Here is a 26620-nt window from a genome sequence, read left to right as displayed (position 1 = left end):
AAGGAGGCTTTGTGATAGAAGAGCAAAAAGAATTTGCCCGTAGAAGGCAGCAATTTTTACGCATGGTGGGTGAAGGGAATATTGCGGTGATCGCCAGCGCATCTATTATGCAACGTAATAGCGATGTGGAATTTCATTTTCGTCAAAACAGTGATTTCTTTTATTTAAGCGGTTTTGATGAGCCTGAATCGGTGATTGTGTTTGTACCAGGTAGGGAACAAGGCGAGTATGTTTTATTTTGCCGAGAATATGATGAGAAAACCGCTTTATGGGTAGGGGCGAGTGCGGGCTTAGAAGGCGCGGTTCGTGATTATGCTGTAGATGATGCATTTCCGATTGATGATATCGATGATATTTTGCCTGGCTTATTGGAAAATAAAAATCGGTTGTATTTCCCAATGGGGGCACAGCCTGATTTTGACCAACAATTGATGGATTGGTCTCAGCAAGTAAGAGGCCGCTCTAGGGCAGGGGTATCAGCACCCGCAGAATTTATTTCGTCAGATCATATTTTGCATGAAATGCGGCTTATAAAGTCAGCACAAGAAATTAAATGGATGAAAAAGGCGGCAAAAATATCAGTTAAAGCACATATTAAGGCTATGCAATCTTGTCGTCCGGGGATGTATGAATATCAAGTTGAGGCAAACCTTAAGCACTGTTTTATGAGTCATGGCGCACAGCAAGAAGCCTACCCAGCGATTGTCGGTGGTGGGCATAATGGATGTGTTCTGCATTACATAGATAATAATGCCGTATTAAATGATGGTGATTTATTGTTGATTGATGCGGGTTGTGAGTGGAAAAAATATGCATCTGACATTACCCGAACTTTCCCCGTAAATGGTGTGTTTAATGAAGAGCAAAAAGCGCTCTATCAATTAGTGTTAGATGCCCAGTACGCAGCTATAGAGCAAGTTAAACCCGGTAATCATTGGAACGACCCGCATGATGCTGCGGTTGAGGTGTTAACAAAAGGTTTGGTTAGGCTTGGTTTATTGCAAGGTAGCTTGTCAACATTGATTAAAAATGAGGCCTATAAGCCGTATTATATGCATCGTACAGGGCATTGGTTAGGGATGGATGTGCACGATGTTGGGGATTATAAATTAGATGATCAATGGCGCTTGCTGGAGCCCGGCATGGTGTTGACCGTTGAGCCTGGTTTGTATATTCACCCAAATGCTAACGACGTCGATAAAAAGTGGCGTGGGATTGGGATACGCATTGAAGATGATGTGCTTGTCACTAAAAAAGGGCATGAAGTGTTGACTGATAGTGTGCCTAAAGAAATTAAAGACATCGAGTCGCTGATGAGCAAGGTTAATGACGACTGATTACGATCTTATTATTATTGGCAGTGGGATGGTCGGTGCGTGTCTAGGTTTGGCGCTGAGCCAGACATCGCGCCGTGTTGCTATTGTAGAGGCAAAGACCATCGATGAAAAACAAGCCGATAGTGTAGGGAAAAGAGCAATAGCCTTGTCTTGGGGTAGTAGGGAAATTCTTGAACGGTTAAATAGTTGGCAAGAGCTGAGTGATGAAGCGATGCCAATACGGCATATACATGTTTCCGATAAAGGACGTTTTGGTAAAACGAGACTGTCAGCACAAAACCAGCAGGTTGAGGCGCTGGGGTATGTGGTAGAGGCTAGGTGCATTGAGTCGGTTGTTTCGACCAGGTTGGCAGCTACCACGGTTGATGTTTTATCGCCGGCAACGCTAAGTGATTATACGGTTAATGACAACGGTGTAGAGGTGATTGTTAGTGTTAATGGGAAAGAGCAAACACTGTCTTGCAAACTATTAGTTGGTGCGGATGGCGGGCTGTCAAAAGTTCGTCAACTAGGCCCTTTTGAATTAAAAGAATATCCTTATGATCAGCAAGCGATCACGGGCTTAATACATGTTGAGTCAGATGAAAATGACGTTGCTTATGAGCGGTTTACTAGCGAAGGTCCAATTGCGATGTTGCCGCATTTTGATGGGCTTTATTCGTTAGTTTGGACAATGCCGTCTAGTATAGCCGAACAGGTGAAAAACCTATCAGAGGACGCTTTTCTGCAGAGGTTGCAATTACGCTTTGGGCAGTGGTTAGGGGAGTTGTCGCTAGCGGGAAGCTGCCAAATGTTTCCATTGAGTCTGTCGCATGTCCCGCAGAATATTTCAAATCGAGTAGTGTTGATTGGTAATGCTGCACACCAACTTCATCCAGTGGCGGGGCAAGGGTTTAATCTTGGCCTGCGTGATGCAGCCATGTTAGCAGGGGTGATCATCTCAGCGCAGCAAGATGAGGAGCTTGATGATGTGCTTGAAGTCTATGCGCGACATCGCAAAACAGACCAAGCATTAATAACAGGGTTTACCGACAGTGTGATTAAATTATTTTCAACAGATAACGCGGCGCTGAGTGTGATGCGAAATAGTGGTTTGTTAATGTTGGACAACATCCCCTTGTTGAAGAACGAGTTTGCGCGACAGGCTATGGGCTTAGGCGCTCCAATCGCAAGGTTAAAGGTCAGTTAATGAGCGAAAAAAAATACCAAGTAGCGATTATTGGTGGCGGCATAACGGGAGCAACAATGGCTTGTTTGTTGGCTGAAAAAGGCATCTCGGTTGCCCTGGTGGATGCTGGTGATCCATCTGCTGAATGGCCTCAGGAGAGTTATGATTTACGTGTTTCTGCACTCACCCTTGCCTCGATTAACGTGTTTAAATCATTAGGGGTTTGGGACGAGATTGTTCAATTGGGTGAGCAACCAATTGAAAAAATGTATGTGTGGGATCATTTCGGTAGTGGTGAGTTAGCCATCGATTCGGCCGAGGCTGGTGAAATGCAAATGGGTGCGGTGGTGGAAAATCGCATTACTGTCTTAGCGTTATGGAAAAAACTACAGCAGTTAAAAAGCTGCGATGTTTTTAAATTAACGCAGTTGATGAGTTTTGAGACTAATGAAGATGGTGTGTCGATTCAGTTGTCAAATAATACCCAGATCAACGCCCAGCTATTGGTGGGCGCTGATGGATCAAATTCTAAAATACGGCAACTAAGTGGAATAGAGCACTATGGTTGGAGTTATCAGCAAAAAGCGCTGGTGGCGACAATTAAACCGGAAAAACCACACCAAAATACTGCTTGGCAGCGGTTCTTGCCAGAAGGTCCTTTAGCTTTATTGCCTTTACGCGATGGTTTGATCTCTATTGTTTGGACATCGTCGGTGGAAACAACAGAAGGTTACTTAGCCTTGTCGGACTCGGATTTTTGTAGAGCGTTAGTAGAGGCGTCTGAGCAGCAGCTTGGTAAGCTTGAGTTGGTAAGCCAACGCGGAGCATTTCCATTAGCGTTACAGTTTTCATCGCAATATTGTCAGCAGAGAATGGTTTTGATTGGTGATGCGATTCACACCATTCATCCGCTTGCAGGGCAAGGCGCAAATTTGGGGCTCAAAGATGCTACGGTATTAGCCGATGTGGTGTTAAAAGCACATATAGCAAAACGCGATATAGCCAGTGAGCAAGTATTGCGACGTTATGAGCGTCAGCGTAAGGGCGACAATTTGTTAATGATGGGCATTATGGATGGCTTTAAACGGCTTTTCGCTGCAGATCAATCACTTATTAAGCTGACTAGAAGTTCGGGTATGGGTTTGATTAACCAGTCGGCGTTATTGAAAAACCAAATTTGCAAATATGCTATGGGGGTTTAAGTTCAATCAGTTGTCAGTAGGCCCGAAATAGACAGTGTGTGTTCGGCCGCCTTTCTGCCAATAGACGTTAAATATCCGCCATCTTTTTTGTCGATTAACCCTTTATCGAACAAGCGAGCGGCGGCATCAATAGTTGCTGGGCTAGCGTCGTGATGTATTTTTATGCCCTGCTCGGTATTGCTAAGATCGTACTGTATAAGGATGTTAAGTTCATCAATGAGTTCTTGGTTGAATTTCATTATTAATCCCCCTAAGTTGGACCGCATACATTCTTTTTAATGTGGGTGAAACAGTAACACTATTTTTCAGTGTGGGCAAAAAGATCCGATGGCTTGAAAATTTTTGTTGATGGAAATAGTGACTTTAGCAGGGTACAATGGATTATCAATTAACCTCTTTTGGGAGAGATCGGTATAACACCGACGCCGAAGGCGCAATTCGCTCGGAATCGCTCAGGCAAATGGACCATAAGAGAATTTACCGGCTTGCCGGTAATCAGTTGACTCTGGAGAGAGGTTAGGCGGATACGTTTAGCCCACCGAAGAGGCAAGAGGGCAAAAGCTCTTAAACTTTCAGGTTTTGGACAGAGGGGCGGCATGTGGTTTCCGCGTGCCGCCCTTTTTTTGTGCGGAGAAATTAGATGACTAAAAAGACAATTTTAAATGATGCGCACCGTGAACTGGGTGCCCGAATGGTGGATTTTGGTGGCTGGGATATGCCAGTAAATTATGGTTCGCAAATAGATGAACACCATGTGGTCAGACAATCGGTTGGCATGTTTGATGTGTCGCATATGACTGTTATTGATATTAATGGCGCGCAAGCGAAAGCTTTTTTACAATACCTGTTAGCGAATGATGTGGCGAAGCTAGCTCGACAGGGAAAAGCTTTATATAGTTGCATGCTGAATGAAGCAGCGGGCATTATTGATGACCTTATTGTTTATTTTTTAGACGATAATAATTATCGTCTAGTGGTTAATGCTTCAACGCGAGAGAAAGATTTAGCGTGGATTGAAAAGCAAGCCGACACATTTGAAGTGACCGTGACTGAGCGGCCTCAATTGGCAATGATTGCAGTACAAGGTCCAAAGGCTCGTCAAAAAGTTTGCCCATTATTACCGGAGCGGTTAGGGCTGTCGGCAGCTGAAATTAAACCATTTAGTGCCTGTTGGTATGGTGAGTGGTTTATTGGCAGAACCGGCTACACCGGAGAGGATGGCTTTGAGATTATACTGCCCGAAGAGAAAGCAGAAGGTTTTTGGAAACAGTTAATCGAAGTGGGTGTTAAACCGTGTGGTTTGGGCGCAAGAGATACGTTAAGGCTGGAAGCAGGTATGAATTTATACGGTCAAGATATGGATGAAAGCAAACATCCTCTAGAGTCTGGCTTAGCATGGACGGTAGCCTTTCAACCTGAAAACCGTCACTTTATTGGCCGTTCAGCGCTTGAGACGATAAACGCTAACGGTGTCAGCGATCAGTTTGTAGGTCTGCTGCTAGAAGATAAAGGCATTCTCAGAGGGCATCAAAAAGTCGTCTTGCAAGATGGCTCTACTGGCGAAATAACCAGTGGCGGGTATTCGCCGACAATGGAACGTTCTATTGCGCTGGCACGTGTACCAGCAAATATTGCTGAAACATGTAAAATTGATATTCGTGGCAAACTTAAAACGGCAAGGGTAGTCAGCCCTTGTTTTGTTCGTCATGGGGACGTACAGGTAACGTTATAACAACATCAAGCGAAATTCGCTTAAACGAAATAAGTGCCCTTGGGGACAAAGAGAGGAAAAAACATGTCAAATACACCTGATGATAGAAAATATGCGGATTCTCATGAATGGGCATTACTGGAAGCCGATGGTAATATTCGCGTTGGGATAACCGATCATGCGCAAGAACTATTGGGAGATTTAGTTTTTGTTGAGTTACCTGAGGCTGGTCAAGCTGTTGGTAAAGGCGATGAGTGCAGTGTTGTTGAGTCGGTAAAGGCGGCGTCAGATATCTATAGCCCCGTAACAGGGGAAATTGTAGCGGTTAATGACGCATTAGAAGATAGTCCAGAAGCAATTAATGAGTCACCATATGACGAGGGTTGGATTTTTGTCGTAAAACCAACTGATGCCAGTGAGCTGGATGATTTATTGGCTGCTGAAGGCTACGAAAACTTAATCGACGACGAGTAATAATATGCCCTTTATTCCCCATTCAGAGCAAGATATCGAACAAATGCTATCGGTCATTGGCGCGGATAGTATTGAAGACTTGTTTGATGAAATCCCGGCAAATTTACGGTGTGGTGATTTAGAGAAAATCCCACAAGGTATGAACGAGATGGAAGTGACTCGTCTACTTCGAGACCGTGCGGCACAAGATGGCTTGCCATTATGCTTCTTAGGTGCCGGTGCTTACGAACACCATATACCTGCTGCTGTTTGGGAAATAACCACGCGCGGTGAGTTTTATAGTGCGTATACACCCTATCAAGCCGAAGCTTCGCAAGGAACCTTACAGTTGTTGTATGAATTTCAGTCGATGATGGCCAGTTTAATGGGCATGGATGTATCAAATGCATCGCTGTATGACGGTGCTTCGGCACTCGCTGAGGCTGTTCTAATGGCGGTGCGTGCGAATAAAAAGTCTAAATCACGGAAAATATTAATGCCGGTGACGACGAACCCTGTGTATCGTTCAGTAACAGAGGCGATTGTCAACAATCAAGATATTGAGCTGGTGGCCGTGCCGTATGATTCAGAAACGGGCCAAACTGATTTAAATGCGCTCGACTCGTTTTCAGGCGAAGATTTTTCTGCCTTGGTGATTCCCCAGCCTAACTTTTTTGGTGTGATAGAAAACGTAGATGCTTTAACTGCATGGGCAGCTGAGAATAAAATGCTGTCAATCGCTGTGGTTAACCCAGTAGCAATGGCATTGTTAAAACCACCAGGTGAGTGGGGGCAAACAGGTGTTGATATTGTTTGTGGGGAAGGCCAGCCACTGGGTGTTCCGTTGGCGTCAGGCGGGCCGTATTTTGGCTTTATGTGCTGTAAACAAAAGCATGTTAGACAAATGCCTGGTCGAATTATTGGTCGGACAACAGATCTAGATGGTAAAGAAGGGTTCACCTTAACCTTGCAGGCCCGCGAGCAGCATATTAGGCGTTCAAAAGCGACATCAAATATTTGTACAAACCAAGGGTTATTGGTAACAGCGGCTACTATTTATATGTCCTTGCTTGGTCCAGAGGGACTTAAAAAAGTAGCACTCAATTCACATAAAAACACCCAACTTTTACGCAATCGCTTGCAAGCTATAAAGGGTGTGAAAACAGTGTTTAATGCTCCCAACTTTCATGAATGCGTTCTTCAGTTGGACATGGACGTTAAACAATTAATTGATACGTTGGCGCGAGAGCACCATATTTTGGCTGGTTTTGAAGTGTCTGCGCATTACCCTGAATTAGGTAATGCCTTGATGGTTTGTGCTACTGAAACACGCACAGAAAACGACATTGAGCAATTTGCAACGACGCTCGATACATTATTAAACGGATAGGAGAAATAACCATGGCAACAATTACACTACAAAGTAATGAGATTCATACAAACGGCGATGTTCCTGCAGTGGGTTCAAACGCGCCAGACTTCAGCCTAACAACCAAAGAGTTGGCCGATGTATCGCTCGCAGATTATGCCGGTAAAAAGAAAATAATTAGCATTGTGCCAAGCTTGGACACACCAACTTGTCAGCTATCAACCAAAAAATTGAATGAATACGCTAAGAGCCACCCTAATACAGTGATTCTTGTTGTATCGGCGGATTTACCATTTGCAATGTCGCGCTTTTGTGGCGACGAGGGCTTAGAAAATGTCGTTACCTTGTCAATGATGCGCGATCGTAACTTCGCAAAAGATTATGGTGTGCTGATTGGTGATGGACCGCTGAAAGGTATTACAGCGAGAGCGTTAATTAGTTTAGATGAAAACAATAATGTAAAAACGTCAGAATTGGTGGCTGAAATTGCCGATGAGCCGGATTACGAGACAGCATTAGCCGCACTATAAAAGAGATAAATTTGACATGCTGATATTCGAGCAATCGCACAGTGGGCGGGCGTCAAACGCTCAGTTGCCGCAAGATAATGATGCTTTGGCTTCATTGCCTGCAGACGCCTTAAGAACCTCCAAGCCAAATTTACCTGAGGTTTCAGAAATGCAGGTGGTGCGTCATTTTACGCGCTTATCTCAGAAAAACTTCTCGATAGATACGCATTTTTACCCGTTGGGTTCTTGTACGATGAAATACAACCCACGCGCCTGCAATACGCTAGCGAGTTTACCTGAATTTACTGGGCGGCACCCACTTGGGCCTAGCTTGCACGGTCAGGGGTTTTTATCGTGTATGTATGAACTACAAGGCATGTTAAAAGAGGTTACAGGGATGCAGGCAGTCTCTTTGTCTCCTGCGGCCGGTGCTCAAGGTGAGTTCGCGGGTGTGGCGATGATTAAAGCCTATCACGATGAGCGTAATGATACGGCGCGTTGTGAAATCTTAGTCCCTGATGCGGCACATGGTACTAACCCAGCATCGGCTGTTATGTGTGGTTATAAAGTGCGAGAAATCCCCACTGGAAAGAATGGTGATGTTGATATTGAGGCGCTAAAAGAGGCGATTGGCCCGCAAACTGCGGGCATTATGCTGACAAATCCAAGTACGTTAGGTGTCTTTGATCGTAAAATAAAAGAGATCGCTGGCATTGTGCATGATGCCGGGGGGTTGTTGTATTACGATGGGGCTAACTTGAATGCCATTTTGGGTAAAGTACGCCCCGGTGATATGGGTTTTGATGTGATTCATATGAACTTGCACAAAACGTTCTCTACACCACATGGTGGTGGTGGGCCAGGGGCAGGGCCAGTAGGTGTCAGCAAGCGCTTGAAACCGTACTTGCCAGTACCAATTGTTGGTAAGAAAGAAGGGCAGTACGTGTTATTAGATGAACAAGATTGCCCTAAGACGATTGGTCGCTTGTCTGCTTTTGCAGGTAATGCGGGTGTTTTGTTACGAGCTTATATCTATGCAAAAATGCTCGGTAGAGAGGGGATGTCACGTGTTGCAGACTTTGCGACCTTGAATGCAAACTATCTATTGAAACGTTTAATGGCGGCAGGTTATGACGCTGCATACCCTGAGCGGCGTGCTACACACGAATTTATTCTAACGCTTAAAAAACAAGCAAAAGAACTTGATGTAACGGCGATGGATGTGGCGAAACGTCTCTTGGATTATGACTTCCATGCGCCAACAACCTACTTCCCATTGTTAATACCTGAGTGTTTGTTAATTGAGCCAACAGAAACTGAAGCTAAAGAAACGCTCGATGAATTTGTCGACACGATGGCGAAAATTTTAGATGAAGCAAAAATGCAGCCAGAAAGCTTAAAAAATGCGCCTTATAGTCTACCTGTAAGACGCTTAGATGATGTCAAAGCGGTTAAACAGTTGGATGTAGTATGGCAGGAGTTAAACCAATGAGTGCTGTAGAGTCAAAGGATATAAATGCCGAAGCGGGTGCTGACATGAACGCTAAGCCTCAATCAGCATTAATTTGTGGCTCAATGGCATTTGATACGATTATGGTGTTTCCTGATAAATTTCAACACCATATATTGCCCGATAAAGTACATATGTTGAATGTATCCTTTTTTGTACCTGAGTTACGCCGTGAGTTTGGTGGTTGTGCAGGCAATATTGCTTATAACTTACATTTGTTGGGTGAAAACGCATTGCCCATGGCAACAGTGGGTAAAGATTTCGCTTCTTATGCGCAATGGATGCTTAAAACAGGCGTAAAGCAAGACTATCTAAAAGTGCTGGAAGATGACTTTACCGGTCAAGCTTATATCACCAGTGATATGGATGATAACCAAATTACTGCTTTTCATCCTGGCGCAATGGGACGCTCCGAGCTTAACAAGGTGCCTAGCGATGCGAATATAAGCATTGGAATAGTCTCCCCGGATGGTAAAGCAGGGATGATTGAACATGCTAAGCAATTTGTTGAAGCGGGTATTCCATTTGTTTTTGACCCGGGTCAAGGTATGCCAATGTTTGATAGCGATGAATTAAAAACGTTTATTGAACAAGCAACATGGGTGACTTTAAATGATTATGAAGCGGCGATGTTGCAAGAAAAGACGGGCCTTTCACCACATGAAATAGCTGAGCAAGTAGAGGCATTAATTATTACTAAAGGCGCAGAAGGGTCGTTGGTTTATACCAAGACGGAGCGTATCGATATTCCGCCTGCAAAAGCAACAGCATTGGTCGACCCCACAGGGTGTGGTGATGCTTATCGCGGTGGCTTGCTATACGGCTTGATGAATGGCTTGGATTGGGAAGTAACAGGGCGTATTGCGGGGCTAATGGGGGCGATTAAAATAGCCCATGCGGGTACGCAAAACCATGTTGTGACGCTAGATGAGCTCAAAATGCAGTATGCAGAACAGTTTGGCGGCTCATTTTAAAGAAGTTGTTATAAAAGGGGTGTAGGACGACCTATATCGTCGTGCAATGACGACATTAAGCCCTAAAGCTAACCAAGCCGTTATCAACAGCTGGTTAACAGTATTGGCTAACATGAGTCGCGAAATACACGACTCATATTAGCTATTGTTACAGCGAAGCGGTCATTTATTTTTTAAATGAGTTAAAAAATTGCTGAGTTGCTTCAATGTTGTTTGCCATTATTTTCTTAAAAGCGTTAGTAATGTGATAAAGGTCTGTTGGTTTGCCTTCAATAATTCGTTTATAGAAAATACCTGTTTCTTTTGTTGCTTTAGAGGCACCTTCAACAAGCGTTTCGTTTAGCTCGGTTGCGTGTGTAATGGCCTCTTTAGACTTGGTTTCTAGTTCATCTATGGTTGTCATAATCTGTTCCTTTGTTAAATGATGCGGTGCACAATATCTCATGCTATATCTTTTATGTCAACACAAGAATATAAATTTTATTGGCGTGCTGGGTCTCTAGTTAGCTTATGAAAACAGCTTGCTGAGGCTAGCCTAGCCAGTAGTTTTCACAGCCTTAAATGGCGGTTAATGGGCTATGCTGATAGAAAGGGAGGCTCTTCAAATACTAGAGCCTCCGTTGAAAGTTAAAGTTAAGAACTGACTGAAGAACAGTTACATTTTAGGTCTTTAATGAGCGCTTAATTGTTAATTAAGCTGCTGTGAAGCAGGTTTGACAATAAATTTGAATAATAAGGCAGTTATTGCAATGCTCCAGACGATAACAGCACCGCTGGGTAAATCAAATAATGATGAGCCAATTAAGCCAAACCCATAACCGGTGGCACCAATGAGAAAACCAATTAAGAGTGGTTTTTTATGCCCCAGGCTACCCAGTGCAGGAATAATTAAGCTCGCAAACACTAGATACACCCCGATCAGTTGAACAGAGTTGGTAACCGCTAACGCAAATAAAATGTAAAAAACAAGATTACCTAAGCGGTTTCGAAAGTTAAATAATAGCCAGACAATTAAGCAGGTTACCAAGGCCGTAGGTAAAAGTTGATCACTAGTGGTCCATAATATTTGACCGACCAGTAAGTCTTTCAGTGAATCACCGCCATGTGGGTTATTAGCAAGCAGCAAAATACTAGCGGTAGCGGCTAAGATAAAACTAATGCCAATAAGGGCTTCTTGGTGTTTTCCCCAGTGCTTTTCGGCCCAGCTTAAGCCTAATGCGCCGATTAAAGAAGCAGATAAAGCGGCGACTTGAACCTCCCAGCCATGTGCTTCCCAGCCAAAATGCCAGGCTACGATAACCCCTAAACCAGCCATTTGTGCAATAGCTAGATCAATAAAAATAATGCCGCGTTTTAGAACTTCTTGCCCAAGGGGGACATGCGTTGCGAGGACCAGTAGGCCGACAATAAATGCCGGCCCAATAATCGAAAGTTGAAGTCCTTCAATGTTCATGATGTAACATTTAATAATTGACTGAGGAGTCGATCAAACCAATTAATTAGAGTTTCATTATTATCAGGGCTGAGGGGTAAAGCAATGGCGGGGAGCGCCGTTTTACTGCTTAGCCAACGTGCCGATTTATCACTTTGGTAACTAGCATAAAGTAACATCTGAGCAGGTTCTTTTTTCAATGTGCTTAGTACCTTAGCAAGGTGAGTGCTACTTGCTGGAATACCGGGTTTTGGCTCTAGAGTTGCTACTTGCTTTAAACCTAACCAGCTTGATAGGTAGACCCAATTATTATGGCTTACAACGATAGGTTTATCGCGTAATGGTTTGCTTCGCTGTTCCCATTGCTGCATTGCCTGTTGCCATTGCTGAGTAAAGGTTGCTAGGTTGTGTTGGTAATATGCTTGATGAGAGGGATCAATCATTGCTAGCCTGTCAGCTAAGGCCACGGAGACTTGAGCGATGCGTTTAGGGTCTAGGTGAAAGTGAGGGTTTCCGGCAGCATGAATATCACCGAGACTACGATCAAGCACGGTTGGTTTGTCCATCAGGCTAACGTAGTCAGCAGCCATAAAATAGCCTGTTTGACCGACCTGCACATTAGGGTTAGCAGATTTACGTAGTAATAAAGGAAGCCAGCCTGTTTCGAGGTCTGCACCTGTGCAAACTAACAGGTCGGCGCGGCGCATTCTGGCAATCAGGCTAGGGCGTGCTTGTATATGATGAGGGTCTTGCATCGCAGTTGTAGCGCTGTTGACGTGTACTTTATCACCACCGAGAGCTTTAGTTAGCGCTGCCCATTCAGGTTCACATGCAAATATATTGAGTTCAGCGTGGGCGTAAAATGGGCTGAGCAGAGTGAGTAATAAAATAAATGTTTTTTTCCATGGATGTAACATAATTGTCTCCAAACAAATGAATGTCGCACAGGCACAAAAGGCCTGTGCGATTTGTTTTTAATATTGATGAGCGCCGTGACTGCCTAGGCTAGTAGTGTATTGTAAGAAAATCTGATCATCTGATTCCTGGTAGGATTTATCACGGTTAAATTGCAGCCGTATCCTAGAAAATTCACTCGGTAACCACTCGATCATTGCACTCATACGTTTAGGTTTAAAACCGTCGCTATCTAAGCCTGCTTCCATTAACACATCGTCATCGAATCCAGTGTTATCACTTTCTAACTGGTCATAACGAAGCCCTGCTCGCCACCGAGGTTTAAATTGATAAATAGTTTGTGCGTACCAGCCTTTTTGATGGCCGTCGAAGCTGGTTTCTTCTAGAGGTGGGCCACTGTTTAGCATGCTAATGGTGCCGTTTTCTTTACGGTCAAAATATTCAAACTGTACCTTAACATGTTGGTTTTTAGGGTTACCATTGGGCGCCCATTTGTAGACAAAATCAACAGCGTTTATTTTGCTATCGCCATCAAAAGATGGGGTTTCTTCAGCGCTATCTTCTTCACCATGGGCATGGCCACCACCTGTACGACCTTCTATGTTATTAGCTTGCCAATGACTTAAACCCAATTGCCAACTGTGTTCGATGCCGATATCACCACCGATGTTAGCAAATACTGTTGCTGCGCCAATACCACTTTGCTCGCCAGCGGATGGGAATTGGCTACCACTCATAATTTCTGCGCCTAACTGTAAAAAAGTATCGGTCGGTGCTATATAACTTAGTTGAATACCATCATCCCTAAGTTGGTCGCCAAATAAGCCGCGATAAATTAACGGCGCATCGGCAAAATCCCAAGTGTGAACATGGTGTTCATTCAGGTACCCCATGGCAGAAAAAAAACGACCGGCCTTGATAGTTAGGCCATTCCCTAAACCTAATGTCTGTATATAGGCTTCTTCTAGGTCTACTTCGGTGCTACCGTCATCATTATGAAAACCAAGAGTGGCTTTGCCATAAAACGTGTTGTCAATATTAGCGCTCATGACCAGTTCGCTTTCGCCCACTGCAAACCCTTGGCTACCTAGGCCAGATTCGCCACCGAGCATGAAGCCGGGCAATGCGTAATCATCGGGGTCATTGCCCATGTCGGCAAAACGACCATCGAGAATAAGGCTAATGGCTGGATTGAAAGAATTTTGGGTCAGGAAGCTACTCTGTTTCGGTTTAACTGCTGCTTCCTGTGTTTTAAGTTCGACATATTGCGTTCTTTTTTCGGTTTCTATTAATCTAGACTCAAGGGCCTCAATGCGTTGTTCATAGTTCTTTTTAAGGGTGTCTAGCTGTTGTTTTAATAAGGCAATTTCAGTGTTAGAAAGTGCCGGGGTAGAAATAATTAAACTGGCGATTATTGCAGCCATAGTAAATGCTTTACGCATAAGTAACTCTCCTGTAACAAAAAGGTAGTCACGCAAGGTCAACCCATCGCGTAACGTTAAAATGTGGTTTACAAGAAAGTAAAGGGAGGTGCGCGAGCGAAATAAGCTGTTTTTAGTAGAGGAACTTGCTGAGTGGGAATGCCATCAACATGTGTTTTAGACAATAGTGGAACAGCGGGGAGTCGAATAGCCGAAACGAGTCCATTGCTAGACTTTTCACACTGGACAAATACCGTGCACGAATGGCTGGCTTTGTGAAAGGAATGCTCTACAGAATGGGCAAGCGCAGCCATTTGACTGATAAGCATCATGCTTATCAGTGCAATAGGTATTAAGACTTGTTGCCGTTTTTTCATTTATTGAAATGGAATATATGCCGAAGGTTAATACCGACAGCTGATTTTAGAGTCATTCTAAACAACTAGGCAATATATAACGGCTATGCTTTTTTTACAAATATAGATTTCAGCTTCATTGGGCCAATACCAGTGATTCTACAGTCAATGTCATGGTCGCCTTCAACTAAGCGAATATTTTTTACCTTAGTGCCGACTTTTACAACAGATGAAGAGCCTTTAACCTTTAAGTCTTTGATAACAGTGATGCTATCACCATCTTGTAAAAGGTTACCGTTTGAATCTTTTATGACTAATTCGTCAGTGTCGGTTTCGCTTGAATTGGCGGACCACTCATGAGCACACTCAGGGCAGATATACACAGTCCCGTCTTCATAGGTGTATTCTGAGTTGCATTGGGGGCAATTAGGTAAAGCACTCATGTTAGATCCTTTTGTGTGAGCTAATGGGGGAAATACCATTATAAGTTTTTACCTGTCTTATTGGCCAGTTAAAAGGACTAAGGGGGTGTTTAGCGATTAATGATTTTAGGTTATTCGGTTAGTTTGCCACGTAGCTTTTTTAATTGGCCGCGTTGAGTTTTATTATCAGTCCGTTTTTTCTTAGCATTTTTGCTAGGTGAGGTTGCTCGCCTAGCTTTTTGACTAACCGTTACGCTTTTTATGATCTGTTTTAGGCGTTCTAGCGCATCGGCACGATTTTTTTCTTGGGTGCGGTATTGCTGAGCCTTAATGATGATAATACCCATATTATTAATACGGTGATCTTGTCGACTTAATAATCGTTGTTTAAAAAGCTCAGGCAGGGAGGATGCGTTAATGTCGAAACGTAAATGAATGGCCGATGAGAGTTTATTTACATTTTGCCCCCCAGCTCCTTGCGCGCGGATGGCTGTAAGCTTAATTTCATCATCAGCAAGGGTGATATGAGGGGTGATGACTAACATGAACTTTATTGCGGTTTAGTAAAACGGGTGCTAAATATTGGTTTAGCCAAAACAAGGAAAATGGCAGCCGAGAGTACCGAAGAGGCGAAAATCATACACATCACCATAATTTGATAACGCACAGCAATCAGTGGTGATACCCCAGATAGTATCTGCCCGGTCATCATGCCCGGCAAAGAGACTAGGCCAACCGCAAATAGCGAGTTTATAACCGGGATCAGTGAGGCATGAAGTGCAATACGCCGCGCCTCCAAGTAAGAGACATGGCGATCTATTTCTGCATGGATACGCTCAGCGGCTAAACTAACGCTATTCATCGCATTGGCGAAAATCATTCCAGCTAATGGAATGATGATTTGAGGCAAATACCATGGTTTTAAATTAAGTACACCTTGAGTGATAACCAGCAGGGTAAAACCACCACCAACAATAATGGAGAGAAAGGCTTGTTTATACAATAGGTTACGCTTTATCGGGATCGTGCCTAGAGCAATCCAGCTGGAGGCAAAGACCATAATAGCTAGAACAGTGATAACAATGGCAGCATTATCAGCGTTAAAAATGTAGCTCAACAGGTAGCCGACTAAAAGCAACTGAACCAACATGCGTGCTAGGGCATAAAGTGCGTTGCTTGACTCTAATGACCATTTAAACAAAATAGCCAAGGCGAAAAGAACAGGGATAAAAGATAGCGCTAGATTTAACAGAGGAATATTTTGAATATCGTGTCCCATCTAATCGCTGTTAACTGTATTAGTTAGGTGCGTTTATCTGCTTGGCGCTTGTTTCGAGCGCTTTGCTTTTCTAAAAACAAGGCGAGTTCTTTTTCTGCCCATTGGACGGCTTCAGCTTCTGATTTAAACCCCGTTTGGGTTTTTGAAATAATCGTGTTTTTTGAACTGGCGCGACGAACGATGTCGGCTCTCCAGCTATCTTTTTCTGCGGAAGTTTGAAAAGTGTACTTTTTAGTAATGCTCATAAGTATAAGTTTGTCTTGAGTTTAAGAATCTGTTTCTAGCAAGCGTATGCCATCTTTTTCGATATTGATAATGCGCTGCTTATATAAACCACCAATGGCTTTTTTGAACGCACCCTTGCTCATCCCGAAGGTGTCAGAGATGATTTCTGGGCTGGATTTATCGTGAACCGGTGCAAAGTTATGGTTCTTTTTTAAATAATTAAGAATAATTTTACTGTATTTATCGCGTGTTTCTTTGCCGCCTTGGAGGCTTAAGTCTATTTTACCGTCGGGTCGAATACGTTTAATAAACCCTTTTTTTGATTGCCCGAAACTTAATTTTTGGAAGACATCATTTTTGTATAAAACCCCCCAATGTGAATGGTTAATGATGGCTTTAAAGCCTAAGTCGGTGCTGTTCGCAATGATAAGGTCAACTTGCTGTTGTGGGGTAAAGTCATGAGGTGCTTCATCATCGATGAACTTGTCTATTTTTGATGAAGCGACAATGCGCCCATCATTCTTGTCGAGGTATAAGTAGACTAAATAGGATTTGCCAACATCCATTGGTCGATGTTGTTCAGCAAATGGTACAAGAACATCTTTTTCTAACCCCCAGTCCAAAAAAGCACCCACATGTGTACGTGCCACGACTGTTAGGTAGGCAAATTCACCAACCTGAGCTTTGGGCTTTTTTGTGGTGGCAATCGGGCGGTCTTCTGAGTCGAGGTATAAAAAAACATAAATCAACGAACCAACGGTTAAATTACTTGGAGCCTGCTTGTTTGGCAGGAGAACTTCACCTAATTCTTTAGCATCTAAATAAAAGCCGAAGTCGAGCGACTTGATGACTTCTAATTGATGTGTTTTTCCTAGCGTAACCATGGTGTACTCCTAATATTCGGTGTGCTGGCAATTATACAGGTCGTTGACAGTTTAAATAATTAAAACAGATGGCTTCCTTGCATCAATACGCTTTATTGACGCTGTGTTTGCCAAAGAGCGGTGTGACCGAAGGTTAACATTACTGCGTCAACGATTATCCCAATAACGTTGCATTTCATAATATAAGAATGAGGCCGTCCAGGTGATTAATACCAGTCCGGTTAATGACTCTAAGCCGGTTAAATGGCGCAAATCACCGATGGGTTGAATATCCCCAAAGCCTAAGGTTGTAAAGGTGGTGAAAGATAAATACGTGCAATCAAGCAAACTACCATCAAAATTGCCTTCTAAATGCCCCCAGCCTTCAGCATGATGCATAAAGTAAAACGCAAAGGCAAACACCCAAACCTCTACCGCATGCGCAATAAGGGCAGTAAAAACGCCAAACAGTATTCTCAGTCGATGCTTTAATTTCATTTTTGGGATATATCGAGAAACACGGTATAAAAATTCGTAATGAATGATCACAGCAATGGCGACAACGAGTGAATTTAAAAAAAATATATGAAACATTGATTTGAGGAATAGGGGCTAAACGTAATGGTTATTGGTTGATTGTATACTGGCGGGCAGAAAATTATCGTGTTCATACGCATGAACGATTTATCGGCCTTAAGGGTATTCCGCCACTAGGTCGAGCGGGGTTAGATTGGGACAGTGGTCAAGTAGTGGGTAGTAGGCGGTGACGATAATAAATTGGCGAGTTTATCAATATCGCCACGCTCCGTCCGCCAGGCCATATAGCTTTCGTAGTCACTGCGTTGGCCCCACTTTTCAAGTAAAACAATATGGTGTCTATCGTCCTCATCACTGGTTACCGAAACACTTTGGCAGCCTTTGAAGGCACGTGTATCGGGTAGGATCGACATAAAAACGCTTAATAGCTCTTCTCGGTTTTCAGGGTTAACTTGTAAATCTAAAATAACATCAACTGTCATAGCGATACCTTTTACATGGTTTGCCCGTAGGACTATCCAGTATATGCCTATAAACTAAAGCCCGCAAGAATGAGGAAATACCCTGAGACTGGGCTTTATTCACCGTTACATAAGGGAATAAAGCGTTGTGAAGAACGAAAAACTCGATATTTGGGAGTAGGCCTTATAAACCGAGAATCAGGCCAAAACCAGCGACTAATAAACTGGCCTAACAGTAAAATGAGTAAGCAAGCTGTTTTATCGTGTACGTTTTTGAATATTTAAAACGGGTTAACGGTGTGCTAGTGACCAGCAATAATGTATTTTTGGATTTCGTTCAAAGTCTTTTGATATTGTTTTTTGACTAATATTTTGAACAGCCAAGTGGGTGAGTGAGGCTTCGTTTAATTTAAACTTTCGAAAGTTAGTTGAAAAGATCATTGTGCCTTTTTTGCTTAGTAACTTTGCCGCTTTATTAATTAATTCAACATGATCACGTTGAATATCAAACACATTGTCCATCCGTTTTGAGTTGGAAAAAGTGGGTGGGTCAATGAAGATAAGTTCGTACTTTTTTTGCTCTTCTACGGCAGTATCAAGCCATTCCATGCAGTTAGCTCGAATAAGCTGGTGCTTGTCTAAGTTTAAATGGTTTAGCTCAAAATTATTTTTTGCCCAATCTAAATAGGTTTTTGACATATCCACAGTTGTAGACGTGGTGGCACCGCCCAGTGCCGCATGTACAGTTGCCGCGCCTGTGTAGGCAAATAAGTTTAAAAACTGTTTACCGCCGGCGTGTTCGCCAATCCAAAAACGTATCGGGCGATGGTCTAAGAATAAACCTGTATCGAGGTAATCTTTGAAGTTGACGAGAAACTTTGCCTGCCCTTCGCTGACTTCATGGAAACCACCATCGGTACCTTGTTTTTCGTATTGTGTGCGACCTTTTTGGCGACGACGAATTTTCAGTGATAATTGCTGGGGAGGGATGTTTAATACCTCTGGCATAACGGCTAAGGCATCACGAAGACGTAGAATAGATTTAGCCTCATCAATGGTTTTTGGGGCTTCATACTCTTGTACATGTACCCACTTTTTTTCGCCTTGGTAAACATCAATGGCCAATGCGTACTCGGGTAAGTCTGCATCGTACAAGCGGTAACAATGGATGTTGTTTTTCTTCACCCAAGGGGAGAGTTTTTTAATGTTTTTGCGCAGGCGGTTTGCCAGCATGGTAGCGCCGTCGCTCCAATCACCGGGTGTCGGTAGTAAGGCTTTTTTTAAATTGTCGCCAATGTGTTGTTGCTGACTGGCATGCTGTCCTTCAAAGTGCCGTTCTGGGGTCACCGAAAAGTTAAAGACTTTACAAGCGATAGCGCCGTTAAATAGTTGGTACGACTTATGTGACTTTAATGAAACATTAAATGCAAGTTCAACATTACCGGTAAACACAGAGGCGTGCCAGCCGTTAAAGCGGGCCTTTAGGATGCTGCCAATTTCTTGATATAAGGGTTTGAGTTGTTTAATGTCGCCGAGTCGCTCACCATACGGTGGGTTAACGATAAACAAGCCAGGTTTCCATGACGGATCGGGGGCTACTTTTGTAAGCGGTAAGCTGGTGGCCTTAATAACGTCAGTAAGATGAGCCGCTTTAATATTGGCTTTAGCAATGCCAGCGTGTTTGATGCTGATATCAGAGCCGGTGATGGGTGGGATGTTATGTAGGCCTTTTTCTCGGCGATATTCGGCTTCTTTTATCAGTCGTTGCCATATTATGGGGTTAAAGTGTTTCCATGCTTGAAAGCCAAAATACTCACGCAGCAAGCCAGGTGCAATGTCGCCGGCCATCATGGCGGCTTCTGTTAAAAAAGTGCCTGATCCACACATGGGGTCGTATAAAGCACCGCCTTCGGCGGCTATCTTTGGCCAGCCTGCGCGAATTAAAATAGCCGCGGCAAGGTTCTCTTTTAATGGCGCTTCTACAGACTCAGTACGATAATGACGACGATGTAAGCTGTCGCCAGATAAGTCTAAGCTAAGCGTTACTTTATCTTCATTGATATATGCGTTAATGCGAATGTCTGGTTGCTCACGCTGGACGTTTGGCCGCTCGTCTGTTGCTTCTTTAAATTGGTCGACAATAGCATCTTTGATCACTTGCTCGGCATATCTCGAGTGGTTAATTTTTGAACGTCTAATAGAAGCGTCAATGGCAAAAGTGTTGTAGACATCGAAGTGCTTGGACCAATCTATTTTTAAGGCACCGGCATACAATTGCTCAGGTGTTTGTGCTGCATATCGAGCCAAGGGCACTAAGACGCGATTAGCAAGGCGAGACCATAGGCAAACGCGTAAAGCCATTTCCAATTCACCCTCAAAATAAACTCCACCGGCAGCTGGTTTTACTTGCAAGGCGCCGATTTGTTCCAATTCGTCGGCTAAGATCAGCTCCATGCCTTTGGCGGTTGTCGCGAAATAGTTATTGAGTTGTGGCATGGATATCCTTTTTAAGGTGGGTCGGCTAGAGGTGCTTGATTTGCAACGAACTAAGAAGGCTGGGTCCTTAGCGGTAAAAACTTAAGCGCTATGCGCATTTTAATCGTTTTTACGGCAAGGTAAAGGAAGCAATTACTGGCATGTGGTCAGATAAAGTGAGTGACTGAGCTTGTTCTACAAACGCATTTTGCACAGATAAATTTGGGCTGTAGAAGTAATAATCGATTGTCCGGTCAGGGTCTTGGCTTGATGAACTATTGGGGGCATAGGTGAACCATGCTTTGCGTTGCTCGGATTGCGTGTTTGCAAGGCTGGGTACCGCTAAATGTTGCTGGTACAAGGTTTCTATTGCAGATTGTTGATCGTAATTGCGACGTTGTTCTTGTGCGAGTAATGGATAGGCATTAGGCGGCAGTAAATTAAAATCGCCAGCAAGAACCCAAGGCGTTTGAGTCTTGTTAAGCGAATGTAATCGTTGATTAATTTGTGTTACTTGCCGTTCAAGGGTGTCGGTGCCTTTGGAAAAGGCGGATAAGTGAGTGTTTAAAAGCACCAGTTTATCTGCACCCTCTATGGGCAGGTGAACTTCCTGTAAGGCACGCTTAAGGTTAAATAATTGCGTGATGGGGTCTTGTGGGATAAGGCTGAGTTGAGTGCGTGTAGCCGTGGTTATTTTGTATTTTGAAATAATACTCAACTTGGTGCCCACAGCGCCCATGATACGTGGGTGAGGGAGATAGCGGGCTTGCCAATAAAAGCTACTGGTATGACAGGCATAATCGCTGGGAAGCAACTCAAGTAATTGAGCTAATTGATCGGCATGATCTGTTCGCTGAGCACCTTCATCGACTTCTTGTAAGAGGATAATATCCGGATTTTGCTGTGTAATTAGGTTGGCTAAACCCTTCAGGGTTTTTGTGATGTCGTCGCTAGAAGGGCGTTCATCGGGACCGGTATTATTAGGTAGGTCATAGAAAAAAACATAGTTTTTCCCCGCCATAAATTGAACATTTTGGTTATACAGCTTAAGGGTTTGGCCCGCCGTTAAACGGGGTGTGTTTTCGCCGCAGTATACCGCTTCTTGTTGAAGAGCTGGTGGGTGGTATGTGCTAAACCACACTAAGGCAAACAGCCCTAAAAGACAGAGGCTAAGGGAAAATAACAGTCGATAAAAGACCTTTGTTATATCCATGTTATGAATGTACTTGCATCTGGTCTATTGATTTACACGTTATTTTAGTTTGATAGCGATACTGTCTATATTGTTGCGGTGCAAGCGATTTTGAATTTTATCGACCATTCTAAAGGAAGTGTACGGGCCTGATTTAACTCGGTGCCAAATGCTACCGCTTTGGTTTACTGTTTGTACGGTCGATTCAATACCTAACAATGCTAAGCGGGCGCGAAGAGTATCAGCCTGCTGAGCTTTTTTAAAAGAACCTATTTGAATAATAAAGGTGCCAGGTTTGCTTTTTCCAGTGCCTTCTAGCCGACGCCTTTCTTCAATTTCATGCTCAGGAATAACAATTTCCATGTCGGGCAATATTTGATAAAAATCAAAACGTGGTTTAGTGCTGTCGATGGGTTTTGCAGTTGTTGCGATGGGCTTTTTTACATCACGTACGTCTTGTTGGCTAACAGGTCGCTTCACATCAGTAACGGGTTTATTTGGCGCTTCTTCCAAGTCAGATAAAAACATCGCAAAACCGCCAATTAATAGGCCAGTAATTAGCCACCAATAACCGGGAATAGGGCGTTTTTTTTTGCGCGCGTTATTGCTGTTAATTCGGTTTTTGTAATCTCTAGGCACTACATGGACTCCGGTGCATTGACGCCCAGTAGCTGTAAACCATTGGCTAGGACTTGCTTTGTTGCATTAATAAGAACTAGGCGAGCTTGCATCAGTGCTACATCATCAACAATGAATTTGTGTGAATTGTAATAACTGTGAAACTGCGTAGAAAGTTCACGTAAATAATGGTTAAGTTGATGTGGTTCGTATTGCTGAGCGGCTTGCGTCAGTTTTTCTGGGTAACGGTTTAAGGTATCAATCAGGTTGGTTTCGTGCGTTTGCGCTAATTGATCTAAATGCTTTAAACCCTCCTGTGCACTATAGCTGAGGCCTTTTTCTGTCAGTAATCGCATCACACTACAAACACGCGCATGAGCATATTGAACGTAATATAAGGGATTTTCATTGGACTGCGAGGTAGCCAAATCAAGGTCAAAATCCATGTGCTGCTCGGCTTTACGCATGACGTAAAAATAGCGTGCAGCATCAGCGCCGATTTCATCGCGTAACTCCCTAAGTGTTACAAATTGACCAGAACGGGTCGACATTTGCATTTTTTCGCCACCTTTATACAAAACGGCAAATTGGACCAGCAAGACTTTCATACGCTCGGGGTCTGCGCCCATCGCTTGCAAAGCCGCCTTAACACGTGGCACATAGCCGTGATGGTCAGAGCCCCAGACATCGATGATATCGTAACCACGTTCGAGGGTGTGTAAATGATAGGCTATATCGGAGGCAAAGTACGTGGTTAAGCCATTATCGCGAATAACAACACGGTCTTTTTCATCGCCAAACTCGGTTGATTTAAACCACCAAGCACCTTCTTTTTGGTACATATAGCCAGAAGCTTTAAGCTTTTCAATGGCTCGATCAATGGCTCCTTTGTCCATAAGTGAGCGTTCTGAAAACCAATCGTCGTAATGAACGCCAAAGTCTTCAAGGTCTTGACGAATATCGCCGAGAATGGATGTTAATGCGGCGTCAAAAATAATGCGGTAGTTTTTATCCCCTAAGGACTCTTTAGCACGCGCAATAAGGCCGTCAATATGTTTTTCCTTGTCGCCGCCATCAGGCTCATCGGCCGGGATATCAAGAAACACATCACTGACAGGCATGTTAAAGGTTTGGCCATGTGACTGTTTAATCAGCGTTGCAATTTCAGCAATATAGCCACCTTTGTAACCGTTACTTGGAAACGGGATGCTTTCACCACAAAGTTCTAAATATCGTAGCCATACGCTGGTAGCTAGGATGTCCATTTGGCGGCCAGCATCATTAACGTAATACTCGCGATGGACATCGTAACCAATGGCTGTCAGTAGATTAGCAACGGTTGCACCGTAGGCTGCACCTCTTCCGTGCCCTACGTGAAGGGGGCCGGTTGGGTTCGCTGAAACGAATTCAACTTGCACCTTTTTACCTTTGGCAATATTGGAGGTGCCAAAGCGAGAACCTTGTTCAAGAATCTGTTTGATGACGGCGTGTTGGCTAAGCGGGTTGATGAAAAAATTAATAAAGCCTGGGCCGGCTATATCAACACTTAATACGTCGCTGTCTTCTGGCAAGCTATTGATAATAGCTTGGGCTATTTGGCGAGGGTTCTTTTTTGCAGGCTTTGCCAACATCATTGCAACGTTACTGGCGTAATCACCATGAGAGGGGTCACGAGTGTGCTCAATTTTGATAGTAGGCGTTAACTCTTCAGGCAATTCGCCTTGAGTTTGTAGCGATGAAATGGCTTGCTGAAGCAAAGAGGCCAAACGTGTTTTCATAGTAAATTTAGATCGTTGATTGATGCGCTGAATAGCTGTTCGGTGTTGAACACCGTTGTCATTGCGTATTATCGCTTGTGGGGTAAAACTTGCAAGTCTAAACGCTGTTAAAACAAGTCAATGGGATCAACATCAATGGACCAACGTACCTTACGCGAGGATTTGAGTTTTTCAAGTTTCGGTAAAAGCTGCTGTAAAAATTGATGGCGGGGTTTTCGCTGGGCCGATTCAATTAATAATTGATAGCGAAACCGTCCCGCCCTTTTTAGCATGGGGGCTGGAACGGGGCCTAGAATTTGAATCAGCGGTGCTTGAATCGTAGAGATCAACTCCTTAGCATCGTTTAAGAAGTTTAGAACCGCTTGTTCATTGATGGCGTTCACTCGTAATAGAGCTTGATAATGGTAGGGGGGCAATTGGGCTTGCTGCCTTTCATCCAGTGCCTCTTTTGCAAAACGCGTGTAGCCGTGCGTGATTAAGGTGTTTAATAAGGGGTGCTCGGGGTGGTGGGTTTGAATGAGTACCCGGCCGAGTTTTTCTTCGCGTCCTGCACGGCCAGCGACTTGGGTAATAAGCTGGGCCATACGTTCGCTGGCTCTGAAATCACAACTAAACAGCCCCGCATCAATATCAACAATGCCTACTAAGGTCACATTTGGGAAGTGGTGTCCTTTAGCAAGCATTTGCGTGCCGACTAAAATTTGAGCGCCGCCTTCATGTACTTTGTCGATGACTGACTGCATGGCATTTTTTTGTCGTGTGCTATCGCGGTCAATTCGACTCACAGGGGTGCCAGGAAAGTGCGAGCTCAATGTTTCTTCAACGCGCTCGGTCCCAAGCCCTAATGGAAATAATTCTGCTTGTTGACACGATGGGCAGGTATTCGGAATGGCATGTTCAACTCCGCAATGATGGCATCGAAGTAAATTGGCATTTTTATGAATGACTAGACGAGAGTCGCAACGACGACACTGTGCAACCCAACCACAGCTATGACACATTAATACGGGAGCAAAGCCTCGGCGATTCACAAAGAGTATGACTTGTTCGTTCCGCTCAAGTGTTTTGCCAATCGCTTTTAAAAGCGATTGGCTTAAATGATTGTCTAACGTTTGGTTTCGGCAGTCTAATAAACGAATATCAGGGTGTGAGGCACCTGCGGTACGCTCGGGCAACACTAATTGTTTGAAACGACCTTGTTGTACGTTGTATAGACTTTCGAGCGAGGGTGTTGCAGTGCCTAATACGATAGGGATGTTGTAGTCCCTTGCACGCATAACAGCAATATCTCGAGCGGAATAGCGAAAGCCTTCTTGCTGTTTGAATGATGTGTCATGCTCCTCGTCCATAATGATCAGGCCGGGCGTACGCATCGGCGTGAATACTGCCGAGCGGGTGCCCAGCAATATATTGGCAAGGCCTTCTTTTAATCTAAGCCAGGCTTGAGCTCGTTGAGTGTCGTTAAGGCCGGAATGTGAAATGACCATCTGTGCTGTTAGGCGTTGCCTAAATCGCTGAGCTAATTGAGGTGTTAGGGTGATTTCAGGCAATAAAATTAACACCTGTTTTCCAGCACTAATGACGTGCTGAATAAGTCGAAGATAAACTTCTGTTTTTCCACTACCGGTGACGCCATCTAATAAAAATACTTGAAAGCCTTCGAGTGCCTTAGCAATTGAGTCAATGGCAGTTTGTTGGGCCGGGTTTGGGTCAAATAAAGGTGTGGTCGGAGAGTGTGTGGCTGTGTTGTGTTCTTGTGAGGCAGTGACCCAGCCTTTCTCGATCATGCTTTTAAGGGGCGAGCGCCAGTTCCAGTCAAGTGTGGAAAAGAAATCACGATCAACAGGTGCATCGGCGTTTTTTAGTTGATGCCATAAGCCTAGCTGCCTTGGGGAGCGTTTTAAGGAATTTTCATCGAGTGTCAGGCCATGTTTGGATAATGTGTATCGCGTGGTGAGCTCTATAGTGGGTGTTAATCCGGCTCGAAGCTGTTTTGGGAAGGCCTGAGCAAGCACCTCGCCGATAGGGTGATGATAGTAGTTAGCAGCCCATTTATATAGTTTTAAGTCATCAAGCGATATTAGAGGCTGCCTATCAATTAATTGGGAGATGGGTTTGAGTTGTTTTCGGCTAAGTTCGGTTGACGAAGAAATGTTAAGAATAACGCCAATTTTTTTTAATCGGCCAAAGGAAACAAAAACACGCTGGCCGATTTGGTAATCAGAGCGAGCCGAATTTTTTATCGGGAGATAGTCAAAAATACGGTGCAGGGGGGTGTCGACAGCAATATTGAGGTAAAAATCAGACATCAAGTAAAAGCGTTATTTGTTTTGTATCAGTTAGCCTGAAAAGATTAAAAAAATCTACAATAAATCGCTAACTTAATGAGTTAACTATGGTTTTTATTTTATCC

The 26620-nt window shown here is 43.8% G+C and carries 27 protein-coding genes and 2 riboswitches; of the genes, 9 read left to right on the top strand and 18 right to left on the bottom strand.

Features of this window, described 5'->3' with window-relative positions:
* Window positions 1-11: 11 nt before the first annotated feature.
* From pepP to CYCPU_RS0110130, 3 genes are read left to right on the top strand one after another with little or no spacing between them, the layout of a single operon-like run.
* Window positions 12-1337 (top strand): Xaa-Pro aminopeptidase, encoded by a 1326-nt coding sequence (pepP, locus tag CYCPU_RS0110140; RefSeq protein ID WP_020162638.1) that lies wholly within the window; start codon window positions 12-14, stop codon window positions 1335-1337.
* Window positions 1327-2526, top strand: a complete 1200-nt coding sequence (gene ubiH, locus CYCPU_RS0110135; RefSeq protein WP_015006762.1) for a 2-octaprenyl-6-methoxyphenyl hydroxylase — start codon at window positions 1327-1329, stop codon at window positions 2524-2526. The genes pepP and ubiH overlap by 11 nt, the downstream gene beginning before the upstream one ends.
* Window positions 2526-3707 (top strand): UbiH/UbiF/VisC/COQ6 family ubiquinone biosynthesis hydroxylase, encoded by a 1182-nt coding sequence (locus CYCPU_RS0110130; RefSeq protein WP_020162637.1) that lies wholly within the window; start codon window positions 2526-2528, stop codon window positions 3705-3707. Before ubiH ends, CYCPU_RS0110130 begins: the two co-directional genes overlap by 1 nt.
* Before the next feature lie 2 nt (window positions 3708-3709).
* On the opposite strand, the gene CYCPU_RS0110125 is transcribed toward CYCPU_RS0110130, so the two are convergent.
* Window positions 3710-3946 carry a TIGR02647 family protein gene (locus CYCPU_RS0110125; RefSeq protein WP_016390492.1) on the bottom strand — a complete coding sequence of 79 codons (237 nt, stop codon included), beginning with the start codon at window positions 3944-3946 and terminating at the stop codon, window positions 3710-3712.
* Between the two features lie 150 nt (window positions 3947-4096).
* Window positions 4097-4185: riboswitch (glycine riboswitch) on the top strand.
* A gap of 17 nt (window positions 4186-4202) precedes the next feature.
* Window positions 4203-4304: riboswitch (glycine riboswitch) on the top strand.
* 43 nt (window positions 4305-4347) lie between these two features.
* On the opposite strand from CYCPU_RS0110125, the gene gcvT reads away from it, so the two are divergent.
* From gcvT to CYCPU_RS0110095, 6 genes are all read left to right on the top strand, one after another.
* Complete coding sequence (gcvT, locus tag CYCPU_RS0110120) at window positions 4348-5439, top strand: glycine cleavage system aminomethyltransferase GcvT (protein ID WP_015006759.1); 1092 nt, start codon at window positions 4348-4350, stop codon at window positions 5437-5439.
* A 63-nt stretch (window positions 5440-5502) separates the two neighbouring features.
* The gene (gcvH, locus tag CYCPU_RS0110115; RefSeq protein WP_016390493.1) at window positions 5503-5892 is read left to right on the top strand and encodes a glycine cleavage system protein GcvH; all 390 of its coding nucleotides are present in this window, start codon (window positions 5503-5505) and stop codon (window positions 5890-5892) included.
* 4 nt (window positions 5893-5896) lie between these two features.
* Window positions 5897-7261 (top strand): aminomethyl-transferring glycine dehydrogenase subunit GcvPA, encoded by a 1365-nt coding sequence (gene gcvPA / locus CYCPU_RS0110110; protein ID WP_020162636.1) that lies wholly within the window; start codon window positions 5897-5899, stop codon window positions 7259-7261.
* Between the two features lie 11 nt (window positions 7262-7272).
* Window positions 7273-7770, top strand: a complete 498-nt coding sequence (gene tpx / locus CYCPU_RS0110105) for a thiol peroxidase (RefSeq protein ID WP_015006756.1) — start codon at window positions 7273-7275, stop codon at window positions 7768-7770.
* Window positions 7771-7786: 16 nt separating this feature from the next.
* A complete protein-coding gene (gene gcvPB / locus CYCPU_RS0110100; protein WP_016390495.1) occupies window positions 7787-9241 on the top strand; it encodes an aminomethyl-transferring glycine dehydrogenase subunit GcvPB in 1455 nt (484 codons plus the stop codon).
* Window positions 9238-10233: a carbohydrate kinase family protein gene (locus CYCPU_RS0110095; protein WP_015006754.1), complete on the top strand. Its 996-nt coding sequence runs from the start codon at window positions 9238-9240 to the stop codon at window positions 10231-10233. Before gcvPB ends, CYCPU_RS0110095 begins: the two co-directional genes overlap by 4 nt.
* Window positions 10234-10399: 166 nt before the next feature.
* Here the strand turns inward: CYCPU_RS0110095 and CYCPU_RS0110090 are convergent, their stop codons facing one another.
* The 17 genes from CYCPU_RS0110090 to CYCPU_RS0110015 all read right to left on the bottom strand — a co-directional run bounded on the left by CYCPU_RS0110090 (window position 10400) and on the right by CYCPU_RS0110015 (window position 26516).
* Window positions 10400-10636, bottom strand: a complete 237-nt coding sequence (locus CYCPU_RS0110090) for a hypothetical protein (RefSeq protein ID WP_015006753.1) — start codon at window positions 10634-10636, stop codon at window positions 10400-10402.
* Between the two features lie 285 nt (window positions 10637-10921).
* Window positions 10922-11686: a metal ABC transporter permease gene (locus CYCPU_RS0110085; RefSeq protein WP_016390496.1), complete on the bottom strand. Its 765-nt coding sequence runs from the start codon at window positions 11684-11686 to the stop codon at window positions 10922-10924.
* Window positions 11683-12582 carry a metal ABC transporter substrate-binding protein gene (locus CYCPU_RS0110080; RefSeq protein ID WP_020162635.1) on the bottom strand — a complete coding sequence of 300 codons (900 nt, stop codon included), beginning with the start codon at window positions 12580-12582 and terminating at the stop codon, window positions 11683-11685. The genes CYCPU_RS0110085 and CYCPU_RS0110080 overlap by 4 nt, the downstream gene beginning before the upstream one ends.
* A 57-nt stretch (window positions 12583-12639) precedes the next feature.
* Window positions 12640-14022: a carbohydrate porin gene (locus tag CYCPU_RS0110075; RefSeq protein WP_020162634.1), complete on the bottom strand. Its 1383-nt coding sequence runs from the start codon at window positions 14020-14022 to the stop codon at window positions 12640-12642.
* 68 nt (window positions 14023-14090) lie between these two features.
* Entirely contained in the window at window positions 14091-14378 is a 288-nt protein-coding gene (locus CYCPU_RS11955) for a DUF2607 family protein (protein WP_020932042.1), read from the bottom strand.
* 83 nt (window positions 14379-14461) lie between these two features.
* Entirely contained in the window at window positions 14462-14800 is a 339-nt protein-coding gene (locus CYCPU_RS0110070) for a zinc ribbon domain-containing protein YjdM (protein ID WP_020162633.1), read from the bottom strand.
* 110 nt (window positions 14801-14910) lie between these two features.
* Window positions 14911-15324, bottom strand: a complete 414-nt coding sequence (gene arfB, locus CYCPU_RS0110065) for an alternative ribosome rescue aminoacyl-tRNA hydrolase ArfB (protein ID WP_015006748.1) — start codon at window positions 15322-15324, stop codon at window positions 14911-14913.
* 5 nt (window positions 15325-15329) lie between these two features.
* Window positions 15330-16058 (bottom strand): ABC transporter permease, encoded by a 729-nt coding sequence (locus tag CYCPU_RS0110060; RefSeq protein ID WP_020162632.1) that lies wholly within the window; start codon window positions 16056-16058, stop codon window positions 15330-15332.
* A 23-nt stretch (window positions 16059-16081) separates the two neighbouring features.
* Window positions 16082-16303, bottom strand: a complete 222-nt coding sequence (locus tag CYCPU_RS0110055; protein WP_020162631.1) for a DUF3622 domain-containing protein — start codon at window positions 16301-16303, stop codon at window positions 16082-16084.
* A 21-nt stretch (window positions 16304-16324) separates the two neighbouring features.
* Complete coding sequence (locus tag CYCPU_RS0110050) at window positions 16325-17167, bottom strand: CvfB family protein (protein ID WP_020162630.1); 843 nt, start codon at window positions 17165-17167, stop codon at window positions 16325-16327.
* A 147-nt stretch (window positions 17168-17314) separates the two neighbouring features.
* On the bottom strand, window positions 17315-17740 hold the full coding sequence (locus tag CYCPU_RS0110045) for a potassium channel family protein (protein WP_015006744.1): 426 nt from the start codon (window positions 17738-17740) through the stop codon (window positions 17315-17317).
* 131 nt (window positions 17741-17871) lie between these two features.
* Window positions 17872-18165, bottom strand: a complete 294-nt coding sequence (locus tag CYCPU_RS0110040) for a putative quinol monooxygenase (RefSeq protein WP_020162629.1) — start codon at window positions 18163-18165, stop codon at window positions 17872-17874.
* A gap of 270 nt (window positions 18166-18435) precedes the next feature.
* Window positions 18436-20640, bottom strand: a complete 2205-nt coding sequence (gene rlmKL, locus CYCPU_RS0110035) for a bifunctional 23S rRNA (guanine(2069)-N(7))-methyltransferase RlmK/23S rRNA (guanine(2445)-N(2))-methyltransferase RlmL (protein ID WP_020162628.1) — start codon at window positions 20638-20640, stop codon at window positions 18436-18438.
* 109 nt (window positions 20641-20749) lie between these two features.
* The gene (locus CYCPU_RS0110030) at window positions 20750-21832 is read right to left on the bottom strand and encodes an endonuclease/exonuclease/phosphatase family protein (protein WP_020162627.1); all 1083 of its coding nucleotides are present in this window, start codon (window positions 21830-21832) and stop codon (window positions 20750-20752) included.
* A gap of 39 nt (window positions 21833-21871) precedes the next feature.
* Entirely contained in the window at window positions 21872-22450 is a 579-nt protein-coding gene (locus CYCPU_RS0110025) for an SPOR domain-containing protein (protein ID WP_015006740.1), read from the bottom strand.
* Window positions 22450-24207: an arginine--tRNA ligase gene (gene argS / locus CYCPU_RS0110020; RefSeq protein ID WP_020162626.1), complete on the bottom strand. Its 1758-nt coding sequence runs from the start codon at window positions 24205-24207 to the stop codon at window positions 22450-22452. Before argS ends, CYCPU_RS0110025 begins: the two co-directional genes overlap by 1 nt.
* Window positions 24208-24314: 107 nt before the next feature.
* Window positions 24315-26516, bottom strand: a complete 2202-nt coding sequence (locus tag CYCPU_RS0110015) for a primosomal protein N' (protein WP_020162625.1) — start codon at window positions 26514-26516, stop codon at window positions 24315-24317.
* Window positions 26517-26620 lie beyond the last annotated feature (104 nt).

Source organism: Cycloclasticus pugetii PS-1 (genome assembly GCF_000384415.1).
GTDB classification, from domain to species: Bacteria; Pseudomonadota; Gammaproteobacteria; order Methylococcales; family Cycloclasticaceae; genus Cycloclasticus; species Cycloclasticus pugetii.
This window is presented reverse-complemented; position numbering and strand designations above follow the sequence as displayed.

Bases quoted from the DNA above. Each gene is read 5' to 3' on its own strand.
- ubiH (WP_015006762.1), top strand. From the start codon at position 1,327: ATGACGACTGATTACGATCTTATTATTATTGGCAGTGGGATGGTCGGT.
- CYCPU_RS0110130 (WP_020162637.1), top strand. From the start codon at position 2,526: ATGAGCGAAAAAAAATACCAAGTAGCGATTATTGGTGGCGGCATAACG.
- CYCPU_RS0110125 (WP_016390492.1), bottom strand. From the start codon at position 3,946: ATGAAATTCAACCAAGAACTCATTGATGAACTTAACATCCTTATACAG.
- gcvT (WP_015006759.1), top strand. From the start codon at position 4,348: ATGACTAAAAAGACAATTTTAAATGATGCGCACCGTGAACTGGGTGCC.
- gcvH (WP_016390493.1), top strand. From the start codon at position 5,503: ATGTCAAATACACCTGATGATAGAAAATATGCGGATTCTCATGAATGG.
- gcvPA (WP_020162636.1), top strand. From the start codon at position 5,897: ATGCCCTTTATTCCCCATTCAGAGCAAGATATCGAACAAATGCTATCG.
- tpx (WP_015006756.1), top strand. From the start codon at position 7,273: ATGGCAACAATTACACTACAAAGTAATGAGATTCATACAAACGGCGAT.
- gcvPB (WP_016390495.1), top strand. From the start codon at position 7,787: ATGCTGATATTCGAGCAATCGCACAGTGGGCGGGCGTCAAACGCTCAG.
- CYCPU_RS0110095 (WP_015006754.1), top strand. From the start codon at position 9,238: ATGAGTGCTGTAGAGTCAAAGGATATAAATGCCGAAGCGGGTGCTGAC.
- CYCPU_RS0110090 (WP_015006753.1), bottom strand. From the start codon at position 10,636: ATGACAACCATAGATGAACTAGAAACCAAGTCTAAAGAGGCCATTACA.
- CYCPU_RS0110085 (WP_016390496.1), bottom strand. From the start codon at position 11,686: ATGAACATTGAAGGACTTCAACTTTCGATTATTGGGCCGGCATTTATT.
- CYCPU_RS0110080 (WP_020162635.1), bottom strand. From the start codon at position 12,582: ATGTTACATCCATGGAAAAAAACATTTATTTTATTACTCACTCTGCTC.
- CYCPU_RS0110075 (WP_020162634.1), bottom strand. From the start codon at position 14,022: ATGCGTAAAGCATTTACTATGGCTGCAATAATCGCCAGTTTAATTATT.
- CYCPU_RS11955 (WP_020932042.1), bottom strand. From the start codon at position 14,378: ATGAAAAAACGGCAACAAGTCTTAATACCTATTGCACTGATAAGCATG.
- CYCPU_RS0110070 (WP_020162633.1), bottom strand. From the start codon at position 14,800: ATGAGTGCTTTACCTAATTGCCCCCAATGCAACTCAGAATACACCTAT.
- arfB (WP_015006748.1), bottom strand. From the start codon at position 15,324: ATGTTAGTCATCACCCCTCATATCACCCTTGCTGATGATGAAATTAAG.
- CYCPU_RS0110060 (WP_020162632.1), bottom strand. From the start codon at position 16,058: ATGGGACACGATATTCAAAATATTCCTCTGTTAAATCTAGCGCTATCT.
- CYCPU_RS0110055 (WP_020162631.1), bottom strand. From the start codon at position 16,303: ATGAGCATTACTAAAAAGTACACTTTTCAAACTTCCGCAGAAAAAGAT.
- CYCPU_RS0110050 (WP_020162630.1), bottom strand. From the start codon at position 17,167: ATGGTTACGCTAGGAAAAACACATCAATTAGAAGTCATCAAGTCGCTC.
- CYCPU_RS0110045 (WP_015006744.1), bottom strand. From the start codon at position 17,740: ATGTTTCATATATTTTTTTTAAATTCACTCGTTGTCGCCATTGCTGTG.
- CYCPU_RS0110040 (WP_020162629.1), bottom strand. From the start codon at position 18,165: ATGACAGTTGATGTTATTTTAGATTTACAAGTTAACCCTGAAAACCGA.
- rlmKL (WP_020162628.1), bottom strand. From the start codon at position 20,640: ATGCCACAACTCAATAACTATTTCGCGACAACCGCCAAAGGCATGGAG.
- CYCPU_RS0110030 (WP_020162627.1), bottom strand. From the start codon at position 21,832: ATGGATATAACAAAGGTCTTTTATCGACTGTTATTTTCCCTTAGCCTC.
- argS (WP_020162626.1), bottom strand. From the start codon at position 24,207: ATGAAAACACGTTTGGCCTCTTTGCTTCAGCAAGCCATTTCATCGCTA.
- CYCPU_RS0110015 (WP_020162625.1), bottom strand. From the start codon at position 26,516: ATGTCTGATTTTTACCTCAATATTGCTGTCGACACCCCCCTGCACCGT.